The sequence below is a fragment of the Marinobacterium weihaiense genome (assembly GCF_019061305.1).
Lineage (GTDB): Bacteria > Pseudomonadota > Gammaproteobacteria > Pseudomonadales > Balneatricaceae > Marinobacterium > Marinobacterium weihaiense.
The window spans coordinates 138,712-165,237 of sequence record NZ_JAHQZT010000002.1 but is presented as its reverse complement, the minus strand read 5'-3'; the positions used below and the strand labels follow the sequence as shown (position 1 = coordinate 165,237).

Below are 26,526 nucleotides of genomic sequence, written 5' to 3'. Positions count from 1 at the left end.
CGTTTCATTCATCCGCTACAAGGTTGCAGCCGTTTTGTCCACTGCCATCAAAACCCTCCAGCAGCAGCTGAAACACTGTCGTATTGCCGATCGCTTCAAATTTCGTCGTGAACTGGACCGCCTCAGGCGTGCCGATGCGCCTGATCCCGACCGGTTGGAGCAGCTGGTCGATCGGATGACGGCTTCATGTGAACAGGTCGCCCGTCTGCAGGCGCTGCCGGCCGTGCCCGAGTACCCGGACCTGCCGGTGTCGGAGCGTCGTGAAGAGTTGCTCAAGGCCATCGGGGAACATCAGGTTGTCGTGATTGCCGGCGAAACCGGGTCGGGCAAAACGACTCAGATCCCCAAGCTCTGCCTTGAATTGGGGCTGGGGTGTCAGGGCATGATCGGCCACACCCAGCCGCGTCGTTTGGCAGCGCGCACCGTTGCGGCACGTATTGCAGAAGAGCTGAAAACCCCGCTGGGTGAGCGTGTGGGCTACCAAGTGCGTTTCCACGATCAGGTCACCGACGGCACTCAAATCAAACTGATGACCGACGGTATTCTGCTGGCCGAAACACAGCACGACCGCTTTCTTGAGCAGTATGAAGTGCTGATCATCGATGAGGCACACGAACGCAGCCTGAACATTGATTTCCTGCTGGGGTACATCAAGCGGATCCTGCCGCGTCGGCCCGATCTCAAGGTTATCATTACCTCGGCGACCATCGACCTGGAGCGTTTCTCCCGGCACTTTGACAATGCGCCGGTGATCGAGGTCTCCGGTCGTACCTACCCGGTCGAGATGCTGTACCGCCCCCTGCACGAAATGGAGGGCGAGGATGAAAAAGCCGTCGATCTGCAGCAGGGCATTCTGGCAGCGGTTGATGAGTTGATTCAGATCGATTTGGACAAGCGCAGTGGTGGTCCCGGCGACATTCTGGTGTTCCTGCCCGGTGAGCGTGAAATTCGTGAAACGGCAGATCTGCTTCGCAAGGCGCAACTGCGTGATACCGAAGTGATTCCGCTCTACGCACGCCTGTCGCTGGCGGAGCAGAACAAGGTGTTTCATGAAAGTCGTAAGGCCGGACGGCGGATCGTCCTGTCGACCAATGTCGCCGAAACCTCACTTACCGTGCCTGGCATTCGTTATGTGATTGATCCGGGGCAGGCACGCATCTCCCGTTACAGTTACCGCTCTAAGGTTCAGCGGCTGCCGGTTGAGGCGATCTCCCAGGCCAGCGCCAATCAGCGCGCCGGGCGCTGTGGTCGTGTTGCGCCGGGTGTGTGTATCCGCCTATATTCCGAAGACGATTTTCTGGCGCGTCCCGAGTTTACCGATGCGGAGATTCGGCGTACCAATCTGGCGGCGGTTATTCTGCAGATGCTGCAGCTCAAACTGGGAGATATCCGCGAGTTTCCGTTTGTGGATCCGCCCGACACGCGGTTGATCAATGACGGCTATAACCTGCTTCAGGAGCTGGGCGCTGTGGATGACAAACGCCGCATGACGGCGATCGGCCGTCAGTTGGCTCGTCTGCCGGTCGATCCACGCATTGCGCGCATGGTCATCGAAGCCTCGAAGCAGGGGGCTTTGCAGGAAATACTGGTAGTCGCCAGTGCGCTGAGCGTTCAGGATCCACGTGAGCGTCCTCATGACAAGCGCCAGGCGGCTGATCAGAAGCACAAAGAATACGCCGACGAAGAATCGGACTTCATGACACTGCTGAATCTTTGGTCGCTTTGGCATGAACAACGTGAAGCGCTGAGTCAGAGCCAGCTGCGTCGCTGGTGTCAGAAACAGTTCCTGTCATTCATGCGGCTGCGGGAATGGCGTGATGTGCACCGGCAGCTGGTGCTGAGCGTGAAGGATCTTGGGCTCAAGGTGAATGATGAATCCGCCGAGTACCCGGCCATCCACAAGTCTTTGCTGGCGGGGTTATTGAGTCATATAGGCTTCAAGCAGGAGAAGGGCGAATACCTCGGTGCGCGCAACCGTCGCTTCAAGATTTTCCCGGCATCGGGAGTCTTCAAGAAAGCGCCCAAATGGATTCTCGCTGCTGAACTGTTGGAAACCAGTCAGTTGTTTGCCCATCAGGTTGCGCGGATTGAGCCGGAGTGGATTGAGCCGCTTGCCAAACACCTGGTCAAGCGCAACTGGATGGAGCCGCACTGGGAGAAAAAACGGGCGCAGGTCGTGGCCAGTGAGCAGGTTAGCCTGTTCGGTGTCATTATTGTGCCGCGGCGCAAGGTGCACTATGGCAGCATCGATCCGGTAGCATCACATGAAATCTTCATCCGCAGTGCGCTGGTTGAAGGGGAGTACCAGACGAAAGCACCTTTCTTCAGCCATAACCGTGAGTTGCTGGGCAGCGTGGCCGATCTTGAAGACAAGTCGCGCCGACGCGACCTGTTGGTGGACGAGGAAGAGCTTTATCGTTTCTATGCCGAGCGCATTGCCGAGCTGGGCGGTGCGCATGTGGTGAACGGCAAGGGATTCGAACACTGGCGCAAGCAGGTTGAACACGATCAGCCGGATGCGCTGTTCATGTGCGAGACAGATATACTGCAGCGAGACACCGATCATGTTTCGGTCGTACGCTACCCGGACACGTTGGCGCTGGACGGCGTCGAACTGCGGCTGAGTTACCATTTCGAACCGGGGGCCGAAGATGACGGCGTGACGCTGGAACTGCCGTTGGCATTGTTGCGCGTTGCCCCTCTGCAGCGTCTGGAATGGCTGGTGCCGGGTATGCTGGAAGAAAAGATCACGGCAATACTGAAGGGCTTGCCCAAACAGCTGCGCAAGCATTTCGTGCCGGTACCCAACTATGCTGAAGCTTTCTGCAATGCCGCTGTTTTTGCCGAAGGGGATCTGTATGAGGCCCTGTCGCTACAACTGCTGCGCATGACCGGCACTCGCGTGGAGGCTCGGCAGCTGCGTGAGGTCAATCTTGAGCCCCATTTGCAGTTTAACTTGCGCCTGCGAGATGACCGTGATCGCGTGATCGGCAGTGGCCGTGACTGGGAGCAGTTGCAGCAGCTGTTTGGTGATCAGGCCGAGCAGGCGCTGCAGTCCGGTCCCTCGGAGCAGTGGGGGCAGGCAGGCTTGGTGAGCTGGAGCTTTGGTGAGCTGCCCGAGTCTATCCACTTGCGCCAGGCCGGTGGCATTGAGGTTGAAGCCTGGCCGGCGCTGATCGATCAGCAGGATAGTGTAGAGTTGAAAGTGCTGCCTTCGATGACGCTGGCGCAGCAGGAGAGCCTGCGGGGGGTAGCACGCTTGTTGCTGTTGTCGCTGCCAGCCCAGCAGCTCAAGTACCTGCGCCGTGATATTCCGAAGGTGAATGAAAGCCTGATCCTGACCGGTAAATTGTTCGATCGTAAAACGCTGGAAAATGATGCTCTGATGTGTGCCGCCTGGCGTGCCGCCGGCCTGTCTGCAGACAAGCTGCCGCGTACGGCTGAAGCCTTCGATGCCTGTCGTGAGCAGATGCGTGCGGAGATTTCGGATGAAGTCAGCCAGTTGGGGAATTTCATCCACCAGTGCCATCAATCGGTTCACCGCATCAACAAGCAGTTGAATGGTCGTGTCAATCTCCAGGCTGTGCCAGTGCTGAATGATATCAAGCACCAGCTCTCGGAGTTGATGCAAAGACACTATCTAATTGAAGTCGATGCAGAATGGTTGCCGGAGTATCCCCGATATCTCAAGGCCATTGAGGTACGTCTGGAAAAATACCAGCGTGACCTTCGGCGGCAGTGCCTGTTGTCGGATCAGCTGTCTACATTGTGGCAACAGTATACAAAGAAGCAGCACGAATACGCGGCGCGCAATGAGCGTCCAGAAGGGCTGGTTCGTTTTCGCTGGTTATTGGAAGAGTACCGTGTATCCCTATTTGCCCAGCAGCTGGGGACGCGTGAAACCGTCTCGGAAAAACGTCTGAAGCAAGCCTTGAATGCGCTTTGAAATGGTATGTGCGCCCAATTGGCAACAATATTGTTGATGGTGGTCAAAAGCCGCTCGAGCCCGCGTCATGAAAGGCTCGCAAAGGTTGCGCCCTCGGGGGCGGTATGATGTAATGCGGCCAATTTAGGTGGTTGCTGAACTGCAGCGGGCCTCATCCCTTGTCAAGGAAAGCCACGCTATGGAAAGCAATTGCCGGCAACATCGTGAAACAGTTGACACAAAGTGGTGTATACAAAACTTTTTGTTTTCACTGGTTTGCAATAACATGGATTTATAGTATTTTTCTGGAAGCGCACTGCGCTAAGAAAAACTAGAATTCACTACTAGTATGTTGAATGAAGGGGAAATGTTAATGAAAAAGTCACTGATTGCTCTGGCTGTTGCTGGTGCCATGACTGCTCCGATCGTTGCTCAGGCTGACGCTACCCTGTACGGTTCTTTCCGTGTAGGTCTGGTTTCTCAGCAGGACGAAGATCTGGATCTGCGCGACGAGTCTACCCGCATCGGTATCAAGGGTGATGTCGACCTGGGTCTGGAAAACACCAAGGGTCTTTTCCATTGGGAAGCCAACCTGGATACAACCGATAATGACGCTGGTGTTGTAAACACAGATGGTACTAAGTCCGGTAAGATGTTCTCTGAGCGCCTGGCTTACATCGGTGCGACCGGTAACTGGGGTACTGCACTGGTTGGTCGTCAGTACCACCCGCACTACACCATGGTTGCTTCTCACACCAACATCTTCAACTCTGCAGATAAAGAGTTCGGTGAAGCATTCATCCTGGGTAACAACGTTGACGGTAATGGCTACCATCACAAGCGTAACGACAATACCCTGGCATACGCTTCCCCGATCATGGCTGGTTTCCAGGTTGTTGCTGGCGCTGTAATTGCTGGCGGTAACGACGACAGCCAGGATGACGTCGACGGCTACAACGTTGCTGCTCAGTACACTGGTGTTGAAGGTTTGCGTGTTTCTGCTTCTTACGCCGCCACTGAAGAAGATGGTGTTCTTGGTTTCGATCAGGACCTGTGGGGTGTGGGTGCTACTTACAAGCTGAGCGCACTGACAGTAGCTGCTCGCTACGAAGATCGTGAAATCGACGCTGCAGGCGTGACTACTGACGAGCGTGATGCTTGGGAACTGGCTGCTGCTTACCAGATGGGCGCGACTGCTCTGAAAGCACGCTTTGGCGACCTGGATATCGCAACTGCTGACGTAGATGGCGAGCAGTGGGGTCTGGAAGTTGAGCAAAAGCTGGGCAACAAAGGTCGTGTGTGGGTTGGTTACACTGACATCGATGAAGAAGTTGCAACTGCACTGAACGTTGCTGAAGATACTCTGGTTCTGGGTTACCGCCTGGACTTCTAATATCGCTTGATATTGGAATATCGTTAGAAAAGGCTCCTTCGGGAGCCTTTTTGCGTTATAGAGTAACCTGCAGAAGCAGGGATTACGCAGCAAATATTGGAATTTTCTTTATCTCGATTGAAGTTTTATTTATATGCTTAAACTTACCACGTAAGCTTTATTCCCGTTGAATGCAGGGCTAGAATAGCCGCGTCTATAATATGGCTGATAAGGAATAACCATGCTGCCTTCCATACTGCGCTCGGGCGTGTTGGCAACCAGCGTTGCAGCGGCCCTGATTTGTGTGCCGGCCCAAGCTTATGCAGAGCAGGACCCATGGGAGGGTTTTAACCGCTCTGTTTTCAGTTTCAATGAGACAATTGATCGTTATGCACTCAAGCCCGCTGCCCAAGGGTACAGGTATGTTACCCCTGATATTGCGGAGCAGGGAGTCAGTAATTTTTTTGATAACATCGCTGATGTTGGCAATGTTTTCAATAATCTGTTTCAGCTCAAGTTCGATGCTGCAGGCAAAAGCTTTTCGCGCGTAGCCTTTAACTCAACCTTTGGTCTGGTGGGGTTGATTGATGTTGCCACCCCGATGGGTATTGGTCCTCATAATGAGGACTTTGGCCAGACGCTGGGGTATTGGGGGGTAGGCTCAGGTCCCTATATTGTGCTGCCGTTCTTTGGGCCCAGCACCGTGCGTGACGGGCTCTCCAAGCCTGCTGATTGGGCCATGGATCCTATCAGTGAGGTGGGCCACGTAGCGACCCGCAACTCCCTGTATGGCCTTCGTTTACTTGATGTGCGAGCGCGCCTGTTGCAGGCCGAGCAGATTATCAGTGGCGACAAGTACTCCTTTACCCGTGATGCCTATCTACAGCGTCGCGAATACCTGATCAACGATGGCGTTGTGGATGTTCAGTACGACAGTGACTTCTGACGTGCTTGCATCGCCGTGTGCTTGGGTCTAGTGTTGAGGCTCTGATGTTGTATCAGGTAATGGCTGGCCAATGAGTCTTGACGCGCAACGGATACTGCTGCTTTCAAACTGTGCCCACACGGTTGATCGCATCTTTGAACTCTGTGAAAGGTGTGATCACGGCCACTTGAGGCTGGTGGTCTGTGCTGATATGGAGGAAGTGGATCAGCAGCTTGAGCATTTTGATATCTCGCTGGTGATCTTTGATCTTGCCACCTCTGGCAGTAGCCTGACAATGGATTGCTTGGCCCAACGCATCAGTCCCAAGCCCTTGCTGGCCTTGATTGGTGAAGGGACCGCCGAGCAACTGGTCGCTGCGCTGCGTAATGGTGCTGATGACGTCTACGTTGCCGGCGAACTGGATCTTCATCCAGAGCTGTTTGTGCGCTCCGTGGAGCGTCAGCTGCGTCGGGCAGGGTATATTGAAGAAGTTCATGGGTTGCGCGACAGTCTTGAGCGTAGCCTCGATGAGCTGCGCGAGGATCAGCGTGCGGCACAACAGGTGCAGCACAATCTGTTGCCGCCCGAGCAACAATATTTCAATGGCATTAGCTTCGAGTATGCGCTTCAGCCTTCTCTGTTGCTCAGCGGAGATTTTGTTGATGCGCTGGCCATCAATGAGCACCTGAGTCTCTTTTATCTGGCGGATGTGTCTGGGCACGGCACCTCGTCCGCGCTAGTGACGGTGTTGCTGAAAAACATGACCCATCGCCTCCTGCGTAACTACCGCCGCCATTCCAGCTTTGACATACTCTCGCCCGCCTCAACGCTGCACCGCATAAACAGGGAAATGCTGCTGACCTCTCTGGGCAAGCATCTAACGATGTTCGTAGGTTTGATTGACCATGATAAGGGATGTCTGAACTATGCTGTAGGTGGTCACCACCCGTTGCCGATCCTTCAGCAGGGCGGAACCGTGCGTTACCTTGAGGGGCGTGGCATGCCGCTGGGGCTGTTTGAAGATCCTCTGTTTGAGGCCCATGAGGTCACGCTGGATGATGAGTTTGCCTTAACGTTGTTTTCAGACGGTATTCTGGAGCTGATGGGCGATGAATCGCTGGCGCTCAAGGAGCAGCGTCTGCTTGCACTTTGTGCCGGTAATCATGACTCGCCAGCCAGGTTTTTGCAGAGTATCATGCCTGTCGGACGGGCAAGCCCCGATGATGTAGCGATCATGACAGTACGCAGAGAGTCTTTATGAGTGATGGCGCGATTTATTACGCGTGTCGTGATGGGCACTATGTGCTGAAATTTGTCGGCGATGTTCGCTTAACACTCTGTTCGACCATCGAGCGGCATCTGGAAGCGGTGCTGCAGCGGGACGATATTACGGATACGCTGGTCGACTTGACCGAAACCGAGAATATCGACAGTACTTCTCTTGGGCTGATTGCAAAGCTCGCCATCAAGGCAACCGCACGCGGCATGCCGCACCCCACCTTGGTGTCGACCAACGAAGATATTACGCGCATCTTGCTGAGTATGGGGTTTGACCGGGTTTTCGTGTTGCTTCAGGAGTTGCCTGTCAGTCGTTGTGATCTAAAGCAGGTGCCCTTTGTGCAGGAGTCTGAAGATGAAGTGCGCATGCGTATTCTGGATGCGCACAAGGTGCTGATTGATCTGAATGATTCCAATCGCGAGGTATTCAAGGACCTCGTCTCTACGCTGGAAAACTGCCGCTAGGCAGTTCCAGCCTGTTGACTACATGCCGTATCAGGCACCCTGTAGCAGTTGCTCCAGCTTGACTTGGTCCGCGGCAAAGTTGCGGATTCCCTCGGCAAGTTTTTCCTGCGCCATCAAATCTTCATTCATGCTCCAGCGGAACTGGCTTTCGCTCAATGTTGTGCGTGTATCCCGACTGGTGTGCTCGGCACTGAGTTGGCGCTCAAGTGTCTGTTCCTGATCAGCCAATGCTTGCATCAGGGCGGGGCTGATGGTCAAGCGGTCACAACCGGCAAGTGCCTGTATCTCTCCGATATTGCGGAAGCTCGCCCCCATCACCACGGTGTCAAAGCCGTGGGTCTTGTAATAACGGTAGATCCTGCTGACCGACTGTACACCTGGGTCACGGGCAAGGCTGAAATCGGCATCGGGCTGGCGCTGCTTGTGCCAATCCAGAATCCGGCCTACGAAGGGGGAGATCAGATAGATGCCCGCATCGGCACAGGCTTGAGCCTGGGCAAAGCTGAACAGCAGCGTAAGGTTGCAGTTGATGCCCTGGCGCTCAAGTTGGCGGCCGGCTTCAATGCCTTCCCAAGTGGAAGCGATCTTGATCAGTACGCGCTCTCGGCTGATGCCCAGTGCCTCGTACTGCTCGATCAATTGCTGAGCCTTATTGACCGTTGCTGCGGTATCGAAGGACAGGCGTGCATCCACTTCAGTGGAGATTCGTCCCGGGATCAGTTGGGTGATTTCGCGCCCAATAAGAATACCAAAACGGTCTGTCATGGCTGCCAATGTTGTGCCGGTGCTCGTGTTTGCCTCCTTGGCCCAGTCACGCGCTTCCTGAAGCAGATGAGCGTATTTCGCATCCCGAGCCGCCTTAAGCAACAGGGACGGGTTGGTTGTGGCATCAACGGGCTGAAATTGCCGAATGGCATCGATATCACCCGTATCGGCAACAACGGTGGTCATCTGTTTGAGCTGGTGTAACTGGTCCATCGGTTTAATCCTGTGTCCGTATCGTTGTGTGGTTAGAGCAAGTCTTGCGGTGCCACGCGTGCCAGTGCCTCGCGGTAGATGTCAACTCCGGCTTCACGCTGATGACCGTTCTCGCTCAGGAAGCGTCTGAACTGCTTGCCGCCGCGCTGGCCATGAAACAGGCCCAGCAGGTGCTTGATCACGGCATACAAGGGGGCACCTTCAGCCAGGCGTCTTTCGAGATGCGGAATAAAGGCTTCTGCAATTGCCATCCGGTCTGCAATTGTATGGGCATCGTTAAAGTAGCGGCTATCCGCTTGGCTCAGCAAAGGCCAAGGGTTCTGATAAGCTTCGCGGCCGATCATGACGCCATCAACATGTTGTAAATGCGTGTCACATTCTTCAAGCGTCTTGATACCACCATTGATGATGATCTCAAGCTCGGGGAACAGCTGTTTGATGCGATACACGCGGTCGTACATCAAAGGTGGAATATCGCGATTTTCCTTGGGGCTGAGACCATCCAGGATTGCCTTGCGGGCATGAATGGTAAAGCTGTTACAGCCACTGGTCTTGACGGTTTCAACAAAGCGGTGAAGGTGCTCGAAGCTGTCCAGGTCGTCTATCCCGAGGCGATGCTTGACAGTGACCGGGATGCGCACGGCTGCCTGCATCTCTGCCAGGCAGTCGGCAACCCTTTGCGGGTGCGCCATTAGGCAGGCGCCAATCATGTTGTTCTGTACTCGGTCGCTGGGGCAGCCCACGTTCAGGTTGACCTCATCATACCCCCATTCCTGGGCCATGCGAGCGCATTGGGCCAGTTCCTGCGGATTGCTGCCACCGAGCTGCAGTGCGACAGGATGCTCGCTGTTGTCATAAGCCAAGTGTCGGGCGGCATCACCATGAATGAGTGCGCCGGTAGTGACCATTTCGGTGTAGAGTACCGCGTGGCGCGACATTAAGCGATGAAACACGCGGCAATCGCTGGTTGTCCAATCCATCATCGGAGCGACGGAAAAGCGGCGGTTAACAGTATCGGAACGGGAATTGGCTATTTGTTCGACGGAGAGGGTTTTGCTTTGATCGCTCATGCAGGGCCTGTTGCAGTTACCTGTTCCGGCCGATGCTGTATGGCAGCGGCGAAAACGAAAGTGAATCTGCCCTGATAATACCACGGTGTGAAAAAACTGGGGAAATAGGCATTAATAAAAAACCGGCGGGTTGCCGGCTTTATCAAGGCAGGAGGTTGCCAAGTTCTGCCCGTGTAGGATGAATTATATATGTGCTACTGGCATGAACGAGAGATATGGCTTTCCCATCTGCCTCCCCGCCTGCCGTAGGGGCGACAAGCGTCCGCTACCGATTGATGGTATGCCAGCAGCGGCTGGCAACCCAGCAACGTTGCCGTTTACTGCCTTTTGCACGGACGTGCCCAAGTAGTATCTCAAAACCATACAAAGCGAGGCTGCGCGTTGGGGTTTGCCACGGGTTGCAAGGTAAGCAGGTGAAGTTGGAGGGCGTGTTTGCAGCCCTCCAATATGAGTGCCCGAGTTGGGCAATGTTGAGATGCGTGGTCGATTCAAGGCTCTACTGAGTGGCATCCAGCTGGCTGATGTTTGACGCCACATTACGTAAATACCCATTTAAAACAGGCGCTTAAGCCAGAAAATGCGACTTATCGTCGCACTCACATATTGGGGTAATTCGGGCCACCGGCGCCTTCCGGCACCACCCAGGTGATGTTCTGTGCCGGGTCCTTGATGTCGCAGGTTTTGCAGTGCACGCAGTTCTGGCCATTGATCTGGAGCTGGGGGCCGTCATCGCCTTCAACCACCTCATACACCCCGGCTGGACAGTAGCGCTGTGCCGGTTCGGCAAATCGGGGCAGGTTCTGGCTGATCGGAATGCTGGCGTCCTTGAGCTGCAAGTGACAGGGCTGATCTTCTTCGTGGTTGGTGTTGGACAGGAATACTGAAGACAGTTTGTCGAAGGACAGCACACCATCCGGTTTGGGATACTCGATTTCGGTGCATTCATTGGCTGGTTTGAGCTGCTCGTGGTCCTTGTGCAGGTCGTGCAGGGTGACCGGAATCTTGCCGCTAAACCAGTTCTGGTCGATGTAGTTGAATGCACCTCCCAGATAGGGGCCGAACTTGTGCATCGCCGGGCCGAAGTTGCGTGCGCGGTAGAGCTCGTCGTACAGCCAGGAATCCCGGTAAGCCTGGGTAAAGCCGTCCAGATCCTTGCCGCCTTCGTCACCGTTTTTCAGTGCGTCGACAATGGATTCGGCGGCCAGCATGCCGCACTTCATGGCGGTGTGGATGCCCTTGATCTTGGAAAAATTGAGCGTGCCGGCATCGCAGCCGATCAGCAGGGCTCCGGGCATGGTCATCTTCGGCAGTGTGTTGAAGCCACCCTTGGTGATAGCGCGGGCGCCGTAGGACACTCGCTTGCCACCTTCGAGATACTGTTTGATCTCGGGGTGGTGCTTCATGCGCTGGAACTCGTCAAACGGACTCAGCCAGGGGTTGGAGTAGTTAAGGTCGATGATCAGGCCGACCACTACCTGGTTGTCTTCGGCGTGATAGAGGAAAAAGCCGCCGCTGGCGCCATCGCTCAGTGGCCAGCCTGAACCGTGAACCACCAGGCCGGGCTGGTGCTTGGATGGATCGATATCCCAGAGTTCCTTTATACCGATACCGTAGTGCTGGGGGTCGGCGTCCTTATCCAGAGCAAACTTTTCGATCAGCTGCTTGCCGAGATGGCCGCGGCAACCCTCGGAAAAAATGGTGTACTTGGCATGAAGCTCCATGCCGGGCATGTAATTGGGGCCCTGTTCACCGCTGGCTGTGACGCCCATGTCGCCCGTAGCAATGCCCTTGACGCTGCCATCGTCATGGTACAACACCTCGGCGGCCGCAAACCCGGGGAATACTTCAACGCCCAGCTGTTCGGCCTGCTCGCCCAGCCAGCGAGTGACGTTGCCCAGACTGACGATGTAGTTGCCATCGTTGTGCATGGTCTTGGGTACGAATGCGTTGGGCAGTTTGGTCGCTGCGGTTGCGTTCTTGAGCATGAAGACCTGATCTTCCGTTACAGGGGTCTTCAGGGGGGCGCCACGCTCTTTCCAGTCCGGGAAGAGTTCGTCAAGTGCACGTGTTTCCATGACGGCGCCGGACAGTATGTGTGCGCCGACTTCGGAGCCTTTTTCAACCACACAGACGGTCAGTTCCTGCTCGGCGGCCTGGGCCTGCTGCATGAGGCGGCATGCAGCGGACAGGCCGGCAGGGCCTGCGCCAACGATTACTACATCAAATTCCATCGATTCGCGATTCACGATTGTTCCTCCATCGGTGTGGGTGCCTTGCTCTTGTTATTCTGAGCCACATCCTATGACATTTACGTATGCCGACATCATAAGTGAAAACCCTTATTTGTAAAGCGCCAGGCGCATGCGCAATACGTTTGCTGCTTTTGTATAAGGGATATTGCTTATTCTGATTCTGTGGTTATGATGAAAGCCAACACCCACCAGAGGTGAGATCGTCGTGTACGGTCCAATACACAAGTAAAGGGTATGACAATGAAGGTTCTGGTAACGGTTAAGCGTGTCATTGATTACAACGTCAAGGTGCGGGTGAAGTCCGACAATTCGGATGTTGATCTGAATAACGTGAAAATGGCGATCAACCCCTTCTGTGAAATCGCAGTTGAAGAAGCTGTTCGGCTGAAAGAGTCAGGTGCGGCGAGTGAAGTGGTCGTGGTATCGCTGGGGCCGCAGACCGCTCAGGAGCAGTTGCGCACGGCGCTGGCGCTGGGTGCCGACCGTGCGATTCTGGTGCAGAGCGAGGATAACCTGGAATCACTGTCGGTTGCCAAGCTGCTGGCCAAGGTCGTGGAAAAGGAGCAGCCGGATCTGGTGCTGATGGGTAAGCAGGCCATTGACAGTGACAATAACCAGACCGGGCAGATGCTGGCGGCGCTGACTGGGATGGGGCAGGGTACCTTCGCTTCTGAGATCAAAGTTGAAGGTGATAGCATTCAGGTGACCCGTGAAGTCGATGGCGGTCTGCAGACGGTTGCGTTAAGCAAGCCGGCGGTCGTGACCACGGATTTGCGTCTGAACGAGCCGCGTTATGCCTCATTGCCCAATATCATGAAGGCCAAGCGCAAGCCTCTGGAAACGCTGACCCCGGCTGATCTGGGGGTTGAAATCAAGGCGCACACCAAGCTGCTGAAAGTCGAGCCGCCGGCAGAGCGTTCTGCGGGCATCAAGGTTGCGGATGTGGCTGAGCTGGTAGACAAACTGAAAAACGAGGCGAAGGTGATCTGATGACTATTCTGGTAATTGCTGAACATGATAATCAGGCGCTGAAGCCATCCACCCTGAGCACTCTGGCTGCAGCTGCGCAAATGGGGGGCGATGTAACCTTGCTGGTCGCCGGCAACGGCTGTGGCGCAGCGGCGGAAGCTGCCGCCAAGGCCGCAGGTGTTTCCAAGGTGTTACTGGCCGATAACCCCGCGTATGACCATGAAGTTGCGGAAAACATGGCCGCACTGATCGTTTCCATGGCCGAGGGGTACACTCATATCCTGGCGCCGGCCACTGCCAACGGCAAGAACTTCATGCCGCGCGTGGCGGCGCTGCTCGACGTCGGTCAGGTTTCGGACATCATTAAGGTGGAGTCAACCGATACCTTTGCGCGTCCGATCTACGCGGGCAACGCCATTGCCACGGTGCAGTCACTGGACCCGATCAAGGTCATCACGGTGCGCGGCACGGCGTTTGACGCTGTGGCGGCCGAGGGTGGCAATGCCACGGTTGAAGTGCTGGAGCAGGTTGAAGATACGGGGCTGAGCCGCTTTGTGGGTGAGGAAATGGCACAGTCCGATCGCCCGGAGCTGACATCGGCTCGCGTGGTGATTTCGGGCGGTCGCGGCATGGCGGACAGTGAGCATTTCCACCTGCTGGAAAAGGTTGCCGACAAGCTGGGTGCCGCCGTGGGTGCTTCACGCGCAGCGGTGGACGCCGGCTTCGCGCCCAACGACATGCAGGTCGGACAGACCGGCAAGATCGTTGCGCCGGAGCTGTACATCGCCGTTGGCATTTCCGGTGCCATCCAGCATCTGGCCGGCATGAAGGATTCGAAGGTGATCGTGGCGATCAACAAGGATGAAGAAGCGCCGATCTTCCAGGTGGCCGACTATGGTCTGGTCGCCGATCTGTTTACAGCGCTGCCTGAGCTGGATAGCTCGATTTAAGGTTAAGCACAGGATAGTCCATCAAAGCCCCGCAGATGCGGGGCTTTTCGGTTCTATGAGTGTGGTTTGGTCAGAGGTTGTTGCGTTGCAGGTACTGAGGGTGGGTGGCGATGAAGTGCTGAAGGGCGCCATTCAGCAAAGCCTGCTTGCGGGTGTCGCCGCTGCGGCGTGCCTGTTCCAGATCGTCAAGGATAAATCGCCTGATTCTTCGCTCTCCATCATGAGTGACCAGGTAATGCCCCAGCGCAACGGCAATCATTGAATCCAGATGTTCATGCTCGGCAATGGCTGCGATTTCATCCGCCGACAGGTCGCTCATTTCCAGACATTCTTCATAGGTCAGCATGGCGTGCATCCTCTGGTTAGGTGTTGTTCCGAAGCCTGATCCTGAGATCCAATTCTAGGTGTGAAATCCATGATTGCCAGGCGCCTGCGCTGCAGGTTCTTCATGTCCATGTGTACTTGAATCAAGATGTCTCATGCTGCACCTGCTGGGTTTGCACCCCCGTGTCTGGCCTGACGATGTTATGCTGTGCGGTTTGATCGTTCATGTGCGGAGCAACAATGTTACTGACAGCCCAACAGATGGACCCGGTCGACATCTATCACACGTTGACCCAGGTCATCATTCCACGCCCCATTGCCTGGGTGCTGACACCCAATGATGAGCACTTCACATCGTCTAACCTGGCCCCGTTCTCGTTTTTCAATGCCGTCTGCAGTGATCCGCCGATTTTGATGTTGTCGATGGGCAACAAGACGGACGGCAGCTTGAAGGACAGTTGTCGCAACCTGCTTGAGCGCCAGCGCTGTGTCATTCATATAGGGGCGGAGGATCAGGCGCAGGCTATTTCGGACACTGCCCGCGAGCTGCCGTTTGGCGAATCGGAGCTGGAGCTGGCCGGCTTTGAGCAGGTGCCTTTCAAGGGAACCGATATGCCGCGTCTGAAGGGTGTCCCCGTGGCCATGGCGTGCCGTTTGCATCAGCACCTTGAAGTGGGTAACAAACCGCAGAACATGTTGCTGGTCGAAGTGGACAAGATCTGGGTTGATGAGCGTGCCTGTTATGGGGATGACAGGGGGCGTAAGCGTATCAATGCCGAGCTGCTCAGGCCGTTGGCACGTTTGGGCGGGTCCGAGTATGCCGGGCTGGGCGATGTGTTTCGCAAGGTACGCCGCTGAGCGGGTTTGACATCAACCGGGCGCTGCTGCAGAGTGCAGCGCTTTTCAGCAATCCTGACACTCCGGGAGATCAATCCAATGAATGCTGTAGTCGTGGCCGTACTGGTGATGCTGGTACTGAGCCTGCTGAGAACACCGGTCGTGGTGGCACTGGTACTGGGTGCACTCAGTGCCGGCCTGCTGGCCGGTATGGGCCTTGAAGGAACACTGGAGGCGTTCAGCAGTGGCCTGGGAGGCGGTGCAGGCGTCGCTCTCAATTACGCCATGCTGGGTGGCTTCGCTGTCGCGATCGCCCAGTCTGGCCTGCCTCATGCCATGGCCGATGTGGTGCAGCGCAAGCTGGGAACCGGTGAGGTTCAGGCCACACGGGCCGTCAAGTATGCACTGATTGTCGTACTGGTGACGGTGGCCATCTCCTCTCAGAACCTGATTCCGATCCATATCGCCTTTATTCCCTTGCTGGTTCCGCCGCTGTTGCTGGTCATGAGCCGCATGCAGCTGGACCGTCGTCTGGTGGCTTGTGTACTGACCTTTGGCTTGGTGACGCCTTATATGTTTCTGCCGGTGGGCTTTGGCGGCATCTATCTGAACGATATTCTGCTGCAAAATGTGGCAGACAATGGTCAGAGTATTGAAGGCATCAATATCATGTCTGCGATGTGGATCCCTGCGTTGGGCATGCTGGTCGGACTGATATTGGCGTTGTTCAACTACCGCAAGCCGCGTCAGTACAATGTCGAGAAGTTGCAGGAAGCTGAGCGGGTGGAGGTGAAATACAGCCCCATGCGCCTGGCAGCGGTCGGTGTTGCGGTACTGGTTGCCTTCGGCGTGCAACTCTGGACCGGGTCGATGGTGCTGGGTGCGCTTTCCGGTTACATGATTTGTACTCTGACCGGTATTGTGCGTTGGAAGCAGGCGGATGGTGTTTTGATCGACGGCATGAAGATGATGGCGATGATCGGCTTCATCATGATTACGGCAGCAGGTTTTGCTGAAGTGATGCGTCAAACCGGTGAAATCTCGACGCTGGTCAGCAGTACAGCGGAATTGATCGGTGACAACAAGGGGTTGGCGGCGCTTTTGATGTTGGTGGTCGGTCTGCTGGTCACGCTGGGTATCGGCTCATCTTTCTCGACAATCCCGATTATCGCCGCCATCTATGTACCGCTGGCGCTATCATTGGGCTTCAGCCCGCTTGCAATCGTGGCTCTGGTCGGTACAGCCGGTGCGCTGGGGGACGCCGGTTCACCTGCATCCGACTCTACGCTTGGGCCAACAGCCGGTCTTAATGTGGATGGCCAGCATCACCATATCTGGGATACCGTTGTACCTACCTTCCTGCATTACAACCTGCCCTTGCTGATTGCCGGCTGGGCGGCCGCAATGTTGCTCTGAAGCCTAGGTCTGATCTGGCTGTCTGAAGGGCAGCCAGGTCGTCAATTGTGCTATCTGCTCCTCCATGGCGTCACCTTCCTCCTGCACGAAATCGGCAACCGCCCGTTCAAAATCGGGGTCGGCCATGCGGTGCAGCGAGCAGGTGGGAACCGGCTGAAAACCGCGCTGAATCTTGTGCTCGCCCTGGGCGCCTGGATCGAAGCGGGCAAGCCCCTGCTCAATGCAAAACTCGATTCCCTGATAGTAGCAGGCCTCGAAATGCAGGCTGTCATATTCCGCATTGCATCCCCAGTAGCGGCCATACAGTGTGTCATCACCGATCACATACAGAGCGGCAGCGACCGGTTGCCCCTCGTGTTCAGCTAGCACCATCAGCAGGTGTTCAGCCATATCGGCCAGCAGTCGATGGAAAAAGTCGGCTGACAGGTACCCGCGGCGGCCGCGCTTGAGATAGGTGGACTGATAAAACAGGTAAAAATCATCGAGGTGCTGTCGTGAAATGGCGCTGCCTCGGAAGCGTGTCAGTTTCAATCCCTGCTCATTGACCTTGCGGCGCTCGCGCCTGACGGACTTGCGTTTGCGTGCCGTGAAATCGCCCAGAAAGGCGTCGAAGCTTTCATAATTACGGTTGAACCAATGATACTGGCACCCGATTCGCCTGTTGGCTTTGGGGGCCGGGCCTGGCAGGCAAGGGAACAGGCAGTGCCAAGACGAGGCTTGCAGTTGTGTCATGATCTGATCAAGCAGTTCCGGTATCAGGGCCCAGGCTTCATCCATTGGCAGTGATGTGCCGAAGCGGGGGCCGCCTGCGGGGGTAAAGGGGATCGCGTTGACCAGCTTGGGGTAATAGGGTAGTCCATGTCGCTCGTATGCATCTGCCCAGGCCCAGTCAAACACATACTCGCCCCAAGAATGTGATTTCAGGTACAAGGGCATGACCAAAACGCATTGGTCGTTATGTTGCAGCTCCAGATGTGCCGGTTGCCAACCGGACTCCCGTCTGACCGAGCCTGATTCCTCCAAGGCCTGAAGAAATGCGTGGCGCAGGAAAGGGTATCCGGCCGGGCACAGACTGTCCCATTGCTCGGCAGGAATATCACTGATCCGGGTGTGCAGATTGACTTTATACATGCTGACCTATACTAATCGTTGTAACACTTGGATTAACAAGCATTTTTCAGGAGCAGGGATATGGATGAGCTGGAACTTGAGTTTGAACTCGCCCCTCAATTGATTACCGATACTATTGCACTAGGTGACTTCCCCCTGTGTCGTCTGCTGTTGATGAATGATAGTCAGTATCCCTGGCTGATTCTGGTGCCTCGGCGTGCTGGCGTGACCGAACTCTATCATTTGCCGGCCAATGAGCAGCAACAGTTGATGCACGAGGTCAGCGAACTGTCGGAAACGCTGGCAGATCTGTTTCAAGCGCGCAAGATGAATGTGGCGACGCTGGGCAATATGGTGCCGCAGCTGCATGTTCATGTCATTGCCCGCCAGGAATCGGACCCAGCCTGGCCCGGACCTGTTTGGGGGCGTGTGCCGGCAGTGCCTTACACCGATGAGCAGTTGAGCCAGGTGCGTGCACGCCTTGAGGTATTGCTGGAAGGCGAACTGGCGTTCGAGCCTCACGGCTGAATGATCGCCCGTTCTACCGCGCATGCCTTGCCGGTACGGCTCTATCGCAAGCCCGTGGCACCCGATAGCATTGGTCGGCACCCTGTGCCGGCCACATTCAGTTTCACGCTTCAGGCCTGCTGTCAGCCTCGGCCAAATCGGTTATAATTCTTGCCTTTGATTTCCATGTTGCATTCGGATACAGGAACAGGACACTATGCGCAGCCATTATTGCGGCGACCTCAGAGCAGAACATATCGGTGAAGATATCACTCTCAGCGGCTGGGTACACCGCCGTCGAGATCACGGCGGGGTCATCTTCCTTGATCTTCGCGACCGTGAAGGGATTACTCAGGTTGTTTTCGACCCGGACCGCGAAGAAAGCTTCAATCTGGCCGACAGTGTCCGCAACGAGTACGTGGTAGAGGTGCGTGGCACCGTGCGTGCGCGCCCTGAAGGCACCATCAACAGCGAAATGGGCACCGGTGAAATCGAGGTGCTGGGTAAGGAGCTGGTTATCCTGAACAAGGCTGAAACGCCTCCGTTCCAGCTGGATGAGCACCAGCAGGTGGGTGAAGACGTACGTCTGCGCCATCGCTACATCGACCTGCGTCGTCCGGAAATTCAGCGCAAACTGCGGTTCCGCTCCAAGATTACCCACAATATTCGCAATTTCCTGGAAGATAACGGCTTTCTCGATATTGAAACACCGATCCTGACCCGCGCGACCCCTGAAGGTGCACGTGATTACCTCGTGCCGAGCCGCACTCATGAAGGCAGCTTCTTTGCACTGCCGCAGTCACCTCAGCTGTTCAAGCAGCTGCTGATGGTGTCCGGCTTTGACCGTTACTACCAGATCGCCAAGTGTTTCCGCGATGAAGACCTGCGTGCGGACCGTCAGCCGGAATTCACGCAGATCGACATCGAAACTTCGTTCATGGACGAAGAAGGTATCATGGGTCTGACCGAAGGCATGATCCGTGACCTGTTCAATGAGGTGCTGGGTGTGGATCTGGGCCAGTTCCCGCGCATGCCCTATGCCGAGGCAATGCAGCGTTTCGGTTCCGACAAGCCGGATCTGCGTATCCCGCTGGAACTGATCGATGTTGCTGATCTGCTGCAGGATATCGAATTCAAGGTGTTTGCCGGTCCTGCCAAGGACCCGAAGGGTCGTGTTGCGGCGCTGAAGGTACCGGGTGGTGCCGAGCTGACCCGCAAGATCATTGATGAATATACCAAGTTCGTGGGTATCTATGGTGCCAAGGGCCTGGCCTGGATCAAGGTCAACGATCTGGAGAAGGGTGCTGAAGGTCTGCAGTCACCGATCGTCAAGTTCCTGGGCGACGACGTGGCTATGAAGGTCATGGAGCGCCTAGAGGCCAAGAACGGTGATATCGTTTTCTTCGGTGCCGACAAGGAAAGCGTTGTCAACGAAGCCTTGGGTGCGTTGCGTATCAAGGTTGGCGAAGACATGAACCTGATCGAGCGTGAGTGGGCACCGCTGTGGGTGGTCGACTTCCCGATGTTCGAAGAAACCGATAATGGTAGCCTGACTGCGCTGCATCACCCGTTCACTGCACCGAGCTGTACTCCGGACGAGTTGATCGCGCAGCCCGAAGGCAAGTTGTCTCGTGCGTATGACATGGTTTTGAACGGCACTGAGCTGGGCGGTGGTTCAGTGCGTATTCACGACCAGGAGATGCAAAAGGCTGTATTCAAGGTGCTGGGCATTTCCGATGAGGAGGCCGAAGAGAAATTCGGCTTCCTGCTCAACGCACTGAAGTTTGGTGCACCGCCTCACGGCGGTCTGGCTTTCGGTCTGGACCGTCTGGTGATGCTGATGACGGGATCTTCTTCCATTCGTGAAGTCATCGCTTTCCCGAAAACCCAGAGTGCCGGTTGTCTGTTGACGGATGCGCCGGGCGAAGTCAGTGCCGCTCAGCTGCGCGAGCTGAACATCAAGCTGCGCAAGACACCCTGATTCGTGCACCCGGGGCGACCATTTGAGTCGCCCCACTTGAATTCGGAATACGCATAACGATCACAGGGCCCGAGGGCCCTGCAGTCAATGAGGATGTTGTATGGCAGGTCATTCCAAATGGGCTAACATCAAGCACCGCAAGGCGGCACAGGACGCCAAGCGTGGCAAAATCTTTACCAAGCTGATTCGCGAGCTCACTGTCGCTGCCAAAGAAGGCGGCGGTAACCCGGAAGACAACCCGCGTCTGCGTGCGGCCGTTGACAAGGCGCTGGGCGCGAACATGAAAAAAGATACCATCGAAAAGGCCATTCAGCGTGGCGCCGGTGGTGGTGATGGCGACAACTACGACGAGCTGACCTATGAAGGTTACGGCCCGAACGGCGTGGCCGTCCTGGTTGAATGTATGACCGATAACGTCAACCGCACTGTTTCACAGGTGCGAGCGGCCTTCAATAAAGCGGGCGGCAACCTGGGTACCAATGGCTCTGTTGCCTACCTGTTCGAGAAGAAGGGGCAGATCAGCTTTGGTGACGATGCGGATGAAGATGCAGTTATGGAAGCGGCGCTGGAAGCGGGTGCGGACGATGTTGTGACCAATGAAGATGGCTCCATTGATGTGTTTGCGCCCTGGCAGGAATTCATGGATGTCAAGCAGGGTTTGGTCGATGCAGGTCTGGAGCCGGTGTATGCCGAGGTCGGCATGATTCCCTCCACGACAGTTGATCTGGATGTCGAGAGCGGTGCCAAGGCGCTGAAGCTCATCGATGCCCTGGAAGATCTGGATGATACTCAGAACGTTTACCATAATGCGGATATTCCTGAAGAGGCTATGGAATAAGGCGTGTGGGTATCAGGTTGACATGAACCGGGGGCAACCCCGGTTTTTTTATGGTCAATCAATATTGCTTTGGTGTATAAATGTACAGTTTTTTGTTCGGGCTTTGTTTATGCTCTTGAATATTGAGGCGTGTTCATGCTGATTTTGGGCATCGACCCTGGATCACGTATCACAGGTTACGGTGTCATTGAGGTGATAGGAGCGCGCATCCAGTATGTGGCCAGTGGTTGCATACGCATCAGTGGTGATGTGCTGGCTGAGCGGTTGCAGCAGGTGTATGCCGGCGTCAGCGAAGTGATAGAACGCTACCAGCCTCAGGAAATGGCTATCGAGCAGGTGTTCATGGCGCGCAATGCGGATTCTGCGCTCAAGCTAGGGCAGGCAAGAGGCGTCGCCATTGTCGCCGGTGCTAACCGTGCACTACCGGTGGCTGAATACGCGGCACGTCGGGTCAAGCAGGCGGTGGTGGGCAATGGTGGTGCAGACAAATCCCAGGTGCAGCATATGGTTGCGCATTTGCTGAAGCTGCCTGGGCTACCCCAAGCGGATGCGGCGGATGCGCTGGCCATTGCGCTTTGCCATGCACACACGGCTAGCGGCCAGATCGCACCGTCCCGTGGTCGATCCGGGGGGCGTTCAGGTGGGCGTTGGCGTTTATGATTCTATTGGAGGCAATTAGCCCGTGATCGGATACCTCAGAGGTCGAGTTTTGGAAAAGCAGCCGCCCTGGCTGTTGCTGGATGTGAATGGCATCGGTTATGAAATCGAGGCCTCCATGAATCTGTTTTACACCTTACCCGAAGTGGGTGCCGAGATTGGTGTGCATGCGCATTTCGTGGTGCGTGAAGATGCGCAGCTGTTGTACGGGTTTGTGGACCGGCAGGAGAAGCTGCTGTTTCGTGCCCTTATCAAGGCGAATGGAGTAGGCCCCAAGCTGGCGTTGGCGATCCTGTCCGGCATCAGTGCTGACGCGTTCATTCGTACCGTACACGAAGAAGACACCACGGCGCTGGTCAAGGTGCCGGGGGTTGGTAAAAAGACGGCAGAGCGGCTGATTGTCGAAATGAAAGACAGGCTCAATCAACTCGAGGTGCCGACATTAACTGAGCTTGAGCTCAGCTCCGGCAATTTTGCGACCGCGGAGCAGAAAGCGGACCACCGTTCAGAAGCCGAGAGCGCACTGATTGCGCTTGGCTACAAGCCACAGCAGGCAACGCGTTCCATCGAGCAGGCCGTACAGGCTATTGGTGAAGAGGCCGTGACTGAAGATCTGATTCGCCAGGCCTTGAAGACCATGGTTAGTGGCTGAAGGGAGAGTGCATGAAGATTGAAGCTGACCGATTTATAACGCCATTGGCTGCTCCCAGTGAAGAAGTCAATGATCGTGCCATTCGCCCCAAGCTGCTGTCCGATTATGAGGGGCAGCCGGCGGTTCGCGAGCAGATGGAAATTTTCATTGATGCGGCGCGACGGCGTGAAGAGGCGCTGGATCATACACTGATTTTCGGTCCGCCTGGTCTGGGAAAAACGACGTTGGCCAATATCATTGCGCATGAGATGGGGTCGCAGATCAAGACGACATCAGGCCCGGTGCTGGAGAAGGCCGGTGACCTTGCTGCTTTGCTGACCAATCTGGAAGCGGGTGATGTGCTGTTTATTGACGAGATACACCGTCTCAGCCCCAATGTGGAAGAGGTTCTGTATCCTGCGATGGAAGACTACCAACTGGATATCATGATCGGTGAGGGGCCGGCCGCACGCTCCATCAAGTTGGACCTGCCGCCTTTCACGCTGGTGGGTGCAACCACGCGTGCCGGTTTGTTGACCTCTCCGCTGCGGGATCGGTTCGGTATTGTCCAGCGCCTGGAATACTACTCAGAGCAGGACCTGACCGGCATTGTCATGCGTTCGGGCAAGCTGTCGGGTACCGAGGTGGATATGCAAGGGGCGGCTGAAATTGCACGGCGATCTCGTGGCACGCCGCGCATTGCCAATCGTCTGCTGCGTCGTGCACGTGACTTTGCCGAAGTCCGCGGGGATGGTCGCATCACCAAGGATATGGCGGATCTTGCCTTGAACATGCTGAACGTCGATGAGCGCGGATTCGATCACATGGACCGGCGCCTTTTGTTGGCCATGATAGAAAAGTTCGGTGGCGGACCGGTGGGGATCGACAGCATCGCGGCAGCTATAAGCGAGGAACGTGATACCATCGAGGACGTACTTGAGCCCTATCTGATTCAGCAAGGGTTTGTGATGCGCACGCCGCGTGGGCGAGTGGTCACGGATCATGCCTATTTGCATTTCGGTATTGATAAACCTGACTAGTATCAAGCTGCACATGACGAAATTCTGACCACTGGTCAAGGTGTGACAAGGGTCAAGAGATGGCTGCCGGGCTGGCTTTACCATGAGATTCCTACTTCAAGGGAGTCGCCGTATGTCCGCAGTACTGAGTCATCATGAGCTGGAAGGGTTTGCCGAGGCGTTGCACCAACTGTTGGCGTCTCTGCATGAAGAGCTGGCGGATGAGTTGAATGAAATCGAACACATCCGCCATCATCTACAGCGTCTGTCGATCGAGCAGCCGGGGCCGGGGTCAGTGCTGTTGCTTGCGCGTCGCCTGAACCTGGATCACCTGAGCCAGAACCTAGAAGCCATCGCTGCATGCGAAGCCGCACTCGAGCGTGTGAACCGGGGATATTTTGGACGTTGCGTCAGGTGTGGCGAGGGCATTGAGCTTAACCTGTTGCGCGCCGATCCGTTGGTGGATGTCTGTCTCTGCTGCCAGAAGTAAGACCTTGTTTTAAAATCTGCTGCTGTTATTGTTTGTGCCAACTCTAACTTGACCGGATCAGCGGCATGCCGTTTCAGTGGCCGATACGCGTCTACATCGAAGATACCGACCTGGGCGGTATCGTCTATTACGTCAACTATCTCAAGTTTATGGAGCGCGCTCGCACCGAGTTGTTGCGCGCGCATGGCTATTATCAGCAGCAGTTGGCAGAAGATGATCTTATCTTTGTGGTCACGCGTGTTGATGGCCGCTACCTGAAGCCCGCCCGCCTTGATGATGAACTTCTTGTCAGTGTTTGTATCGAAAGCAGGTCGCCCGTGCGGGTGACCTTTGTACAGGAAATCACGCGCGCTTCAGATTCTGTTCTGCTTTGTTCCGCTAAAGTGGAGGTTGCTTGCGTGTCAGGCAGTGAAATGAAGCCGCATCGCTGGCCCCCGGATCTGCTTGCCGGGCTGGCCGCAAGTGCTGAACAACAGCTTACCCCTGAGGAGAAATAATGGAAGACAAGCTGTCGATCTGGAGTCTCGTGTTGAATGCGAGTCTTGTCGTGCAACTGGTGATGTTGCTGTTGCTGTTGGCATCGTTCCTGTCATGGGTGATGATTTTCCAGCGCAACCAGGTCATGCGCCGAGCACGCAAGGCGCTGCGTCAGTTCGAGGATCGCTTCTGGTCTGGAGTCGACCTGGGTCAGTTGTTTCGTGAGGTATCACAGACGCCGGACACCAGCAGTGGTGCCGAGAATATTTTCAAGGCCGGTTTGCAGGAATATACCCGGTTGACTCAAAAAAGCGGCAGCGATCCCGATATGGTGATGAATGGCGTGCAGCGTGCCATGCGGGTTGCCATGGCACGTGAGGAAGAACGTCTTGAGCGTCACTTGCCGTTTCTGGCAACGGTTGGTTCAACTAGCCCCTATGTCGGACTGTTCGGCACGGTGTGGGGCATCATGAATGCATTCAGGGGGTTGGCCAATGTACATCAGGCCACACTGGCGTCAGTGGCACCGGGTATCTCCGAAGCGCTGGTGGCTACGGCAATCGGCCTGTTCGCGGCTATACCAGCGGTTGTCGCATTCAATCGCTATTCTGCACAGGCCGAGGGCCTGCTGAATGCCTATGATACCTTTGCCGACGAGTTCTCAAGCATTTTGTATCGCCGTGTGCACCGTGCCGGCTGAGACTGACTTATGATTCGAAAAGAGCGCAAGAAGCGCCGGCTTAATTCAGAGATCAATGTGGTGCCATACATTGATGTGACGCTGGTGCTGCTAGTGATTTTTATGGTGACGGCTCCCATGTTGACGCAAGGGGTCAATGTCGAGCTGCCCAAGGCTGCTGCTGAGCCGGTTGAAGATCAGAATGAAGAGCCGATCATACTGACGGTGGATATCGAAGGTCGCTACTACATTAATGCCGGTGGTGATGAGAAAACGCCGCTGTCTGCCGAGGAAGTGGCAAGTCGTGTCGGCAAAATTCTGGCGACTGCGCCGGAAAAGCTGCTGTTGGTGCGGGGTGATCGGGATACCAGCTATGACCAGGTCGTGCAGTTGATGGTGCTGTTACAGCAGGCGGGCGCGAGCAGCGTTGGCCTGGTGACGGAATAGGTGTCGCGTGGAAACACGAAGCTACATCATTCCGTTTATACTGGCGCTGGGGGTGCATGCGGGGGCTCTGGTCTTGCTTGGCACGCATTGGGTGGATCAGGAGGCAACGCCTCAGCGTATGACGCCGCGTCATATTGAAGCACAGATGATTGATCTGACTGCGCTGGCCCAGCGTCAAGCTGAAAAGGAGCGTGCCGCGCGGGAACAGGCACGGGCCGAAGAGCAGGCCCGTGCGGCGGAGCGTCGCCGAATGCAGCAAGCAGAAGATAAACGCAGGCAGGCACTCGAGCGACGCAAGGCAAAAGCCGAAGCGGAGCGCAAAGCCAAGGCGGAAGCAGAACGTGAACGGCGGCAAGCCTTGGCGCGTCAGCGTGAGGCAGAACAGAAGCGCAAGGCGGAAGAGGCCGCCAAGCGCAAGGCGGCTGCCGAGGAACAAAAGCGCAAGGCGCAAGAGCAGGCGCGGCGTGAAGCCGCTGAGGCCAAACGCAAGGCTGAGGCCGCTGCGCGCGCCGAAGCCGAGCGTCAACGCCAGCAGGCCCGGGCGGACGCTGAATTGGAGCGTGCGCTGGCGCGCGAGCGGCAAGCCCGGGAAGCAGCCGCACGTCGGGCGTCGGAGTCGGTCGTGGGGGATATGCAGTCCTATATCACATCCATGCTGCAAGATAGCTGGCGCATTCCAAGTACGGCCCGCAATGGTATGGAGGCGGTCGTGGCGATCCACTTTCTGCCCAGTGGCGAGGTAGATCAGGCATATATCCATACCAGCAGTGGCAATGCAGCCTTTGATAATTCAGCGGTGCAGGCGGTCTATCGGGTCAAAGTGTTTCCTCGGTTTTCACAAGTCGATCCCGTGCTGTTCGAGCGTCGTTTGCGTAAATTGTTGGTCAAGTTCAGGCCGGAGGGACTCAGGTGGTAATATTCAAACGAGT

General features: G+C 55.9%; 25 protein-coding genes. 20 read left to right on the top strand and 5 right to left on the bottom strand.

Annotation, left to right across the window (positions count from 1 at the left end):
* The first annotated feature begins 34 nt into the window (after positions 1–34).
* The 5 genes from hrpA to KTN04_RS02585 all read left to right on the top strand — a co-directional run bounded on the left by hrpA (position 35) and on the right by KTN04_RS02585 (position 7,965).
* Positions 35–3,946 carry an ATP-dependent RNA helicase HrpA gene (gene hrpA / locus KTN04_RS02605; protein ID WP_217333645.1) on the top strand — a complete coding sequence of 1,304 codons (3,912 nt, stop codon included), beginning with the start codon at positions 35–37 and terminating at the stop codon, positions 3,944–3,946.
* Between the two features lie 352 nt (positions 3,947–4,298).
* Entirely contained in the window at positions 4,299–5,318 is a 1,020-nt protein-coding gene (locus tag KTN04_RS02600; RefSeq protein WP_217333644.1) for a porin, read from the top strand.
* Positions 5,319–5,538: 220 nt separating this feature from the next.
* Positions 5,539–6,243: an MlaA family lipoprotein gene (locus tag KTN04_RS02595; protein WP_217333643.1), complete on the top strand. Its 705-nt coding sequence runs from the start codon at positions 5,539–5,541 to the stop codon at positions 6,241–6,243.
* Positions 6,244–6,313: 70 nt separating this feature from the next.
* The gene (locus KTN04_RS02590; protein ID WP_217333642.1) at positions 6,314–7,483 is read left to right on the top strand and encodes a PP2C family protein-serine/threonine phosphatase; all 1,170 of its coding nucleotides are present in this window, start codon (positions 6,314–6,316) and stop codon (positions 7,481–7,483) included.
* On the top strand, positions 7,480–7,965 hold the full coding sequence (locus tag KTN04_RS02585) for an STAS domain-containing protein (protein ID WP_217333641.1): 486 nt from the start codon (positions 7,480–7,482) through the stop codon (positions 7,963–7,965). Before KTN04_RS02590 ends, KTN04_RS02585 begins: the two co-directional genes overlap by 4 nt.
* A 30-nt stretch (positions 7,966–7,995) precedes the next feature.
* Here KTN04_RS02585 and tal read toward each other — a convergent pair whose 3' ends face one another.
* The 3 genes from tal to KTN04_RS02570 all read right to left on the bottom strand — a co-directional run bounded on the left by tal (position 7,996) and on the right by KTN04_RS02570 (position 12,244).
* Entirely contained in the window at positions 7,996–8,943 is a 948-nt protein-coding gene (tal, locus tag KTN04_RS02580) for a transaldolase (RefSeq protein ID WP_217333640.1), read from the bottom strand.
* A 32-nt stretch (positions 8,944–8,975) separates the two neighbouring features.
* Positions 8,976–10,013, bottom strand: a complete 1,038-nt coding sequence (gene dusA / locus KTN04_RS02575) for a tRNA dihydrouridine(20/20a) synthase DusA (protein ID WP_217333639.1) — start codon at positions 10,011–10,013, stop codon at positions 8,976–8,978.
* Between the two features lie 596 nt (positions 10,014–10,609).
* Positions 10,610–12,244 carry an electron transfer flavoprotein-ubiquinone oxidoreductase gene (locus KTN04_RS02570; RefSeq protein WP_217333701.1) on the bottom strand — a complete coding sequence of 545 codons (1,635 nt, stop codon included), beginning with the start codon at positions 12,242–12,244 and terminating at the stop codon, positions 10,610–10,612.
* Positions 12,245–12,505: 261 nt separating this feature from the next.
* Here KTN04_RS02570 and KTN04_RS02565 point away from each other — a divergent pair, with 261 nt between their 5' ends.
* Both KTN04_RS02565 and KTN04_RS02560 read left to right on the top strand, forming a co-directional pair.
* On the top strand, positions 12,506–13,255 hold the full coding sequence (locus KTN04_RS02565; protein ID WP_217333638.1) for an electron transfer flavoprotein subunit beta/FixA family protein: 750 nt from the start codon (positions 12,506–12,508) through the stop codon (positions 13,253–13,255).
* Positions 13,255–14,184 (top strand): electron transfer flavoprotein subunit alpha/FixB family protein, encoded by a 930-nt coding sequence (locus tag KTN04_RS02560; protein WP_217333637.1) that lies wholly within the window; start codon positions 13,255–13,257, stop codon positions 14,182–14,184. Before KTN04_RS02565 ends, KTN04_RS02560 begins: the two co-directional genes overlap by 1 nt.
* A gap of 70 nt (positions 14,185–14,254) precedes the next feature.
* Here the strand turns inward: KTN04_RS02560 and KTN04_RS02555 are convergent, their stop codons facing one another.
* Positions 14,255–14,530 carry a hypothetical protein gene (locus KTN04_RS02555; RefSeq protein WP_217333636.1) on the bottom strand — a complete coding sequence of 92 codons (276 nt, stop codon included), beginning with the start codon at positions 14,528–14,530 and terminating at the stop codon, positions 14,255–14,257.
* 218 nt (positions 14,531–14,748) lie between these two features.
* Here KTN04_RS02555 and KTN04_RS02550 point away from each other — a divergent pair, with 218 nt between their 5' ends.
* Both KTN04_RS02550 and KTN04_RS02545 read left to right on the top strand, forming a co-directional pair.
* Positions 14,749–15,366, top strand: a complete 618-nt coding sequence (locus KTN04_RS02550) for a flavin reductase family protein (RefSeq protein ID WP_217333635.1) — start codon at positions 14,749–14,751, stop codon at positions 15,364–15,366.
* Between the two features lie 78 nt (positions 15,367–15,444).
* Positions 15,445–16,761, top strand: a complete 1,317-nt coding sequence (locus tag KTN04_RS02545; RefSeq protein ID WP_217333634.1) for a Na+/H+ antiporter family protein — start codon at positions 15,445–15,447, stop codon at positions 16,759–16,761.
* Positions 16,762–16,764: 3 nt separating this feature from the next.
* On the opposite strand, the gene KTN04_RS02540 is transcribed toward KTN04_RS02545, so the two are convergent.
* Positions 16,765–17,892, bottom strand: coding sequence for a GNAT family N-acetyltransferase (locus tag KTN04_RS02540; protein ID WP_217333633.1), 1,128 nt, complete (start codon positions 17,890–17,892; stop codon positions 16,765–16,767).
* Positions 17,893–17,952: 60 nt separating this feature from the next.
* Between KTN04_RS02540 and KTN04_RS02535 the strand changes: the two genes are divergently transcribed.
* The 11 genes from KTN04_RS02535 (at position 17,953) to tolA (ending at position 26,513) form a co-directional block, all read left to right on the top strand.
* A complete protein-coding gene (locus tag KTN04_RS02535) occupies positions 17,953–18,399 on the top strand; it encodes an HIT domain-containing protein (protein ID WP_217333632.1) in 447 nt (148 codons plus the stop codon).
* A gap of 196 nt (positions 18,400–18,595) precedes the next feature.
* Positions 18,596–20,359 carry an aspartate--tRNA ligase gene (gene aspS / locus KTN04_RS02530; protein ID WP_217333631.1) on the top strand — a complete coding sequence of 588 codons (1,764 nt, stop codon included), beginning with the start codon at positions 18,596–18,598 and terminating at the stop codon, positions 20,357–20,359.
* Positions 20,360–20,459: 100 nt separating this feature from the next.
* Entirely contained in the window at positions 20,460–21,197 is a 738-nt protein-coding gene (locus KTN04_RS02525) for a YebC/PmpR family DNA-binding transcriptional regulator (protein ID WP_217333630.1), read from the top strand.
* A 135-nt stretch (positions 21,198–21,332) separates the two neighbouring features.
* A complete protein-coding gene (gene ruvC / locus KTN04_RS02520) occupies positions 21,333–21,857 on the top strand; it encodes a crossover junction endodeoxyribonuclease RuvC (protein ID WP_217333629.1) in 525 nt (174 codons plus the stop codon).
* Between the two features lie 22 nt (positions 21,858–21,879).
* The gene (gene ruvA, locus KTN04_RS02515; protein WP_217333628.1) at positions 21,880–22,506 is read left to right on the top strand and encodes a Holliday junction branch migration protein RuvA; all 627 of its coding nucleotides are present in this window, start codon (positions 21,880–21,882) and stop codon (positions 22,504–22,506) included.
* An 11-nt stretch (positions 22,507–22,517) separates the two neighbouring features.
* On the top strand, positions 22,518–23,525 hold the full coding sequence (ruvB, locus tag KTN04_RS02510) for a Holliday junction branch migration DNA helicase RuvB (RefSeq protein WP_217333627.1): 1,008 nt from the start codon (positions 22,518–22,520) through the stop codon (positions 23,523–23,525).
* 112 nt (positions 23,526–23,637) lie between these two features.
* Entirely contained in the window at positions 23,638–23,994 is a 357-nt protein-coding gene (locus KTN04_RS02505; RefSeq protein ID WP_217333626.1) for a TraR/DksA C4-type zinc finger protein, read from the top strand.
* A gap of 65 nt (positions 23,995–24,059) precedes the next feature.
* Complete coding sequence (ybgC, locus tag KTN04_RS02500) at positions 24,060–24,491, top strand: tol-pal system-associated acyl-CoA thioesterase (protein WP_217333625.1); 432 nt, start codon at positions 24,060–24,062, stop codon at positions 24,489–24,491.
* On the top strand, positions 24,491–25,171 hold the full coding sequence (gene tolQ / locus KTN04_RS02495) for a protein TolQ (protein WP_217333624.1): 681 nt from the start codon (positions 24,491–24,493) through the stop codon (positions 25,169–25,171). Before ybgC ends, tolQ begins: the two co-directional genes overlap by 1 nt.
* A 9-nt stretch (positions 25,172–25,180) precedes the next feature.
* Positions 25,181–25,597: a protein TolR gene (tolR, locus tag KTN04_RS02490; RefSeq protein WP_217333623.1), complete on the top strand. Its 417-nt coding sequence runs from the start codon at positions 25,181–25,183 to the stop codon at positions 25,595–25,597.
* Between the two features lie 7 nt (positions 25,598–25,604).
* A complete protein-coding gene (gene tolA, locus KTN04_RS02485) occupies positions 25,605–26,513 on the top strand; it encodes a cell envelope integrity protein TolA (RefSeq protein WP_217333622.1) in 909 nt (302 codons plus the stop codon).
* Positions 26,514–26,526 lie beyond the last annotated feature (13 nt).